The organism is Pseudomonas sp. NPDC089569 (assembly GCF_050280625.1).
In the GTDB taxonomy this organism is placed as follows: Bacteria; Pseudomonadota; Gammaproteobacteria; order Pseudomonadales; family Pseudomonadaceae; genus Aquipseudomonas.
Genome location: NZ_JBNNVQ010000184.1, coordinates 1 through 4,981 on the forward strand (window position 1 = coordinate 1; position 4,981 = coordinate 4,981).

General features: G+C 61.4%; 5 protein-coding genes. 1 reads left to right on the forward strand and 4 read right to left on the reverse strand.

What is annotated here, in order from left to right; all coding sequences use genetic code 11:
• Positions 1 to 104: 104 nt before the first annotated feature.
• The 4 genes from ACQKP2_RS31615 to ACQKP2_RS31630 form a co-directional block, all read right to left on the reverse strand.
• Entirely contained in the window at positions 105 to 389 is a 285-nt protein-coding gene (locus ACQKP2_RS31615; protein ID WP_427582211.1) for a YceK/YidQ family lipoprotein, read from the reverse strand.
• Positions 382 to 1,014 carry a flavin prenyltransferase UbiX gene (gene ubiX / locus ACQKP2_RS31620; RefSeq protein WP_095941968.1) on the reverse strand — a complete coding sequence of 211 codons (633 nt, stop codon included), beginning with the start codon at positions 1,012 to 1,014 and terminating at the stop codon, positions 382 to 384. The genes ACQKP2_RS31615 and ubiX overlap by 8 nt, the downstream gene beginning before the upstream one ends.
• Positions 1,011 to 2,360 (reverse strand): UDP-N-acetylmuramate:L-alanyl-gamma-D-glutamyl-meso-diaminopimelate ligase, encoded by a 1,350-nt coding sequence (gene mpl, locus ACQKP2_RS31625; protein WP_427582212.1) that lies wholly within the window; start codon positions 2,358 to 2,360, stop codon positions 1,011 to 1,013. Before mpl ends, ubiX begins: the two co-directional genes overlap by 4 nt.
• Positions 2,361 to 2,552: 192 nt before the next feature.
• Positions 2,553 to 4,463, reverse strand: coding sequence for a sigma-54-dependent Fis family transcriptional regulator (locus tag ACQKP2_RS31630; protein WP_427582213.1), 1,911 nt, complete (start codon positions 4,461 to 4,463; stop codon positions 2,553 to 2,555).
• Between the two features lie 300 nt (positions 4,464 to 4,763).
• Between ACQKP2_RS31630 and ACQKP2_RS31635 the strand changes: the two genes are divergently transcribed.
• A partial coding sequence (locus ACQKP2_RS31635; protein WP_427582214.1) for an aldehyde dehydrogenase family protein occupies positions 4,764 to 4,981 on the forward strand: 218 nt, incomplete at its 3' end.

Sequence of the window (4,981 nt, forward strand, 5' to 3'; positions counted from 1 at the left end):
TGTCTTGTCGCCTTGGCGAGCTGGCTCGCTCCCACATTGGATTGCGATCAAATGTGGGAGCGAGCCTGCTCGCGATGAATGCAACACCGGCCTCATACCGAATGCTACAACCCACCCGTAGCCTGAAAATTCACACCCAACACCGTCAGCACTGACAACGGCAACAACAGCGTGTCGAGCAACGCGCTGCCTGGCAAATCAACACCCGGATAGCTCGGCGCTTCTGCGCCGAACCGGTCCATTGCGCAACAGCCGCCATTCATCGCATACAGATCCAGACGCGTTCCGGAATACACCACTGGCGCTCCCGGTTTGGCCGCATCCAGCGTGCGCGCCGTGGCACACCCCGCCAATTGAATGGCCAGCAACACCACCCAGAACCTATTCATCGCTGGTCAGATGGTGTTCGCCCCAACGCGGCAACATGTCCTGGGGAATGTTCAGCAGGTTGAGAATCCGCGCCACGACGAAGTCGATCAGGTCATCGATGGTTTGCGGCTGATGATAGAAACCCGGCGAGGCCGGCAGGATCGTCACACCCATGTTCGACAGCTTGAGCATGTTTTCCAGGTGGATGCTCGAATAGGGCGCTTCCCGCGGCACCAGAATCAGTTGGCGTCGCTCTTTCAGCGTCACATCGGCGGCACGCTCGATCAGGTTGTTGCAGGCGCCGGTCGCGATGGCCGACAAGGTCCCGGTTGAACAAGGCACCACCACCATCGCGGCGGGCGAACCGGAGCCCGAGGCCACCGGCGACATCCAGTCCTCCTTGCCATACACACGAATCTGCCCCGCCGCCGCACCGGTGTATTCGGTGAGGAAGGCTTGCATCATCTGCGGTTTGGCGGGCAGCGTGACATCGGTCTCGGTGGCCATGACCAGTTGCGCCGCCTTGGAAATCAGGAAATGCACTTCGCGGTCTTCGCGCACCAGACAATCGAGCAGGCGCAATCCGTATTGGGCGCCGGAAGCGCCGGTCATCGCCAGGGTGATGCGATCCGGGCCGTTGTTCATTTCAGGGCCTCGGCGAGTTTGCCGTGCAGGCCGCCGAAGCCGCCGTTGCTCATGATCACCACGTGGGTGCCCGGCTGTGCCTGGCTCTTCACCCGCTCGATGATGCCTTCGAGCGAGTCGCTGACAATCGACGGCACCGTGCACAGCGCCGCGGTGGCTGCCAGATCCCAGCCGAGGTTGGCCGGCGCATACCAGATCACCTGATCGGCATCGACCACGCTTTGCGGCAGGCCGTCGCGGTGGGCACCGAGTTTCATGGAGTTGGAGCGTGGCTCGATGATCGCGATCAATGGCGCATCGCCGACACGCTTGCGCAGTCCGTCGAGTGTGGTGGCGATGGCGGTTGGATGGTGGGCGAAATCGTCGTAGATGGTGATACCCCGCACCTCTGCCACTTTCTCCATCCGCCGCTTGACGCTTTTGAAAGCACTCAATGCAGCGATGCCCATCGATGGCACCACACCGACATGACGCGCAGCCGCCAGGGTTGCCAGTGCGTTGGCGACGTTGTGCTGGCCAGTCAGCTCCCACTCGACCACCCCTTGAGAAACACCTTCGAACATCACTTCGAATGCCGAACCGTCTTCACTGAGCAACTTGACCTGCCACTGCCCGCCGGCACCGGTGGTTTGCACCGGCGTCCAGCATCCCATTTCAATGACGCGCTGCAAGGCCGGTTCAGTGGTCGGATGAATCACCAGGCCTTCGCTTGGAATGGTCCGTACCAGGTGATGGAACTGCCGCTCGATGGCCGGCAGGTCCGGGAAAATATCGGCGTGATCGAACTCCAGGTTGTTCAGGATGGCCGTGCGCGGGTGGTAGTGAACGAACTTGGAGCGCTTGTCGAAAAATGCGCTGTCGTATTCGTCGGCCTCAATCACGAAAAACGGCGTGCCGCCCAGACGTGCCGATACCGAAAAATTCTGTGGCACGCCGCCGATCAGGAAGCCCGGGCTCATGCCCGCGTGTTCCAGCACCCAGGCGAGCATGCTGCTGGTGGTGGTCTTGCCGTGCGTACCGGCAACCGCCAGCACCCAGCGGCCTTGCAGCACGTGATCGGCCAGCCATTGCGGACCCGATACGTAAGGCAGGCCCTTGTTCAGCACATATTCAACCGCCGGATTGCCCCGCGACATGGCATTGCCGATCACCACTAGGTCAGGCGCCGGGTCGAGTTGCGCCGGATCATAGCCCTGGGTCAATTCGATGCCCTGGGCCTCCAGCTGCGTGCTCATCGGCGGATAGACGTTGGCATCGGAGCCCGTCACGTGATGGCCCAGTTCCTTGGCCAGAACCGCCATCGAACCCATGAAAGTGCCGCAGATACCAAGAATATGAATGTGCATAGTCGACCTCGTAAAACATGGCCGCAGGTTAGCTTAGGGAAGGGAAAATCGCACCTTTGTTTGCGGGTTAACACCGACCCTGTAGGAGCGAGCATGCTCGCGATGGAGGCCAGGACACCGCGGGGCATCTGTCAGCCAGCGTTATCGTTGACGTCCATCGCGAGCATGCTCGCTCCTACAGGGGGTGGGTATTCAGCGGGCGATGCCGTGCTTGCGCAGTTTCCTGTAGAGGGTATTGCGACTGACCCCGAGCTGCTCGGCCGTATGCGTCATGTGCCAGCGCGTATTCTCCAAGGCATTCAATAGCGCCAACCGCTCGGCATCCTCCAACGGGCGCTCGGACTCCTCAATGGATTGTCGGGCCGCTGGCCGGCCCTGACGAATCATTGCCGGCAGGTCTTCCAGGGCGATTCGCCCGCCATCACACAGCGCCGTCAACGTGCGCAACACATTGCGCATTTGCCGCACGTTGCCCGGCCAGGCGAAGCCCAGCAACGCTTCACGTGCAGCCCCCTCGATCAGCACGGTTTCCGAGCCCGCCTCTTCAGCCAGCAGAAAATCGAGCAGTTGCGACTTGTCAGCGCGATCGCGCAAGGCCGGCAGCGCCACCTCCAGCCCGTTGAGCCGGTAATACAGATCTTCGCGGAAGCTGCCGTCTTCCACACGTTCCAGCAGATTGCGGTGCGTGGCACTGATGATGCGCACGTTGACTGGCTCCGGCTCACCGCCGATGGGCACCACCTGACGGTCTTCCAGCACCCTGAGCAGCCTTGTCTGCAAGGCCAGGGGCATATCGCCGATTTCATCGAGGAACAAGGTTCCGCCATCGGCCTGTTGCAGCTTGCCGCGCATGCCTTCCTTGCGTGCGCCTGTGAAGCTGCCGCCGCGATAGCCGAACAGCTCGCTTTCGATCAGACTTTCGGGAATGGCCGCGCAATTCAAGGCAACAAAGGCTTTTCCCGCCCGCTGACTGGCCTGATGGACGGCCTTGGCGAACGCCTCCTTGCCCGAGCCGGTTTCGCCGTTGATCAACAGCGGCACATCCCGTTCGTAAACGCGCAGAGCCTTGCGGAAATCCGCCTGCAACGCCGCATCGCCCAGGCAAATACCGGACACCGGCGCACGCGCTTCGATGATAGGCGCAGGCGCCAATGGCACCGGCACCCGGCGTGGCTGACCGCGCAACAGGGCAAACAGACGCCGTCCGTCACGGGTACGCAGCGGCCAACTGGCGCTGGCATTGATGCTCGCGCGACCGAGCAGCTCATCCAGCGTACAGTCGAAAAACGCTTCCACCGGTTTGCCCAGCAGGCCGCCGCGTATATGTCCCAGCAGGTTCAGCGCACTCTGATTGACCGCACAGATCCGCCCTTCCCCGTCGAACGCCAGCAGACCTTCGCTGAACAGCCCGACCGATTCGGCCTGCAGATGGAAACGCAACAACCATTGGTTCTCGAAACACCTGAGGAAATAGCAGCTCTCGATCATCTTCGCCGAAAGATTGACCAGTGCCATGGTGTGGAATTGACTCTGGCGCGACAGGTCTTGACGCGCCGAGGAGACGTCGAGCACCGCGAGCAGTTCGCCATGAGGGTCGAACACCGGGCTCGCCGAGCAGGTCAGGCCGGTATGCCGGCCGCGGAAATGTTCGCCCTGATGGATGGTCAGCGCCTGACGCTCGACCAGGCAGGTGCCGATGCCGTTGGTGCCTTCGCAGGCTTCGCTCCAGTCGGCGCCGAGCCAGAGTCCGGCCCGTTCGAAGATCTTGCGTTCGGAAGGCGCCGTCACACAGTTGAGAATCACACCACGCGCATCGGTCAACAGCACGGCATTGCCGGCACCGGACAGCTGTTGATGCAGGCTGGTCATTTCATTGCCGGCTATATGCAGCACCTGCTGCAGACGTTCACGGCTTTCCAGGACACGTCCATGCTCAAGAACCGTCGGCGCCATGGTCAGGGCCGGGTCGAGGTGATAATCCTCAAGGCAGCGCAGCCAGGAACGGGCGATGGAAGGATCGCTGCCGGGACCGTGCAGGTGGGCTTTGCCCTGGGTCACGGTCAGTACTTGCTGGGCATGGCGACTCAAATGGTTGTCGTGCATTTCTTATTATTCTCCCCGGGGCTCGGCGACCCGTGCATGAGGTGATGCCGAGCATCCTCCAGCCTAGCCCGCATTGCAATGCTGGCAAGACCGGGCAGTCACAGGCTGTGCCAGAAACGGTACAAAGTGTCACGAGCACTGTACCGATAGCGTCACGCCCGCCACCCGCCCGTCCGACAAAAAACGCGCAAGGCCTTGATTTGCCTGACCTGCCGCACACTGGCCCGGCCCTTGCTCTACGCTTAAATAGATGCGCCCGTGCGCTCTTCCTTATAAGTACAAAAGCCAAGGAGAAACATCATGCGTTACGCTCACCCCGGTACTGAAGGCGCTATCGTTTCGTTCAAAGCCAAATACGGTAACTACATCGGCGGCGAGTTCGTCGCGCCTGTCAAAGGTCAGTACTTCACCAATACCTCGCCTGTGAATGGCCAGCCGATTGCCGAATTCCCCCGTTCCACGGCCGAAGACATCGACAAGGCCCTGGACGCTGCCCACGCCGCAGCCGATGCCTGGGG

Excerpts from the sequence above, each read along its gene's own strand:
- mpl (WP_427582212.1), bottom strand. The coding sequence starts at position 2,360 with ATGCACATTCATATTCTTGGTATCTGCGGCACTTTCATGGGTTCGATG.
- ACQKP2_RS31630 (WP_427582213.1), bottom strand. The coding sequence starts at position 4,463 with ATGCACGACAACCATTTGAGTCGCCATGCCCAGCAAGTACTGACCGTG.
- ubiX (WP_095941968.1), bottom strand. The coding sequence starts at position 1,014 with ATGAACAACGGCCCGGATCGCATCACCCTGGCGATGACCGGCGCTTCC.
- ACQKP2_RS31615 (WP_427582211.1), bottom strand. The coding sequence starts at position 389 with ATGAATAGGTTCTGGGTGGTGTTGCTGGCCATTCAATTGGCGGGGTGT.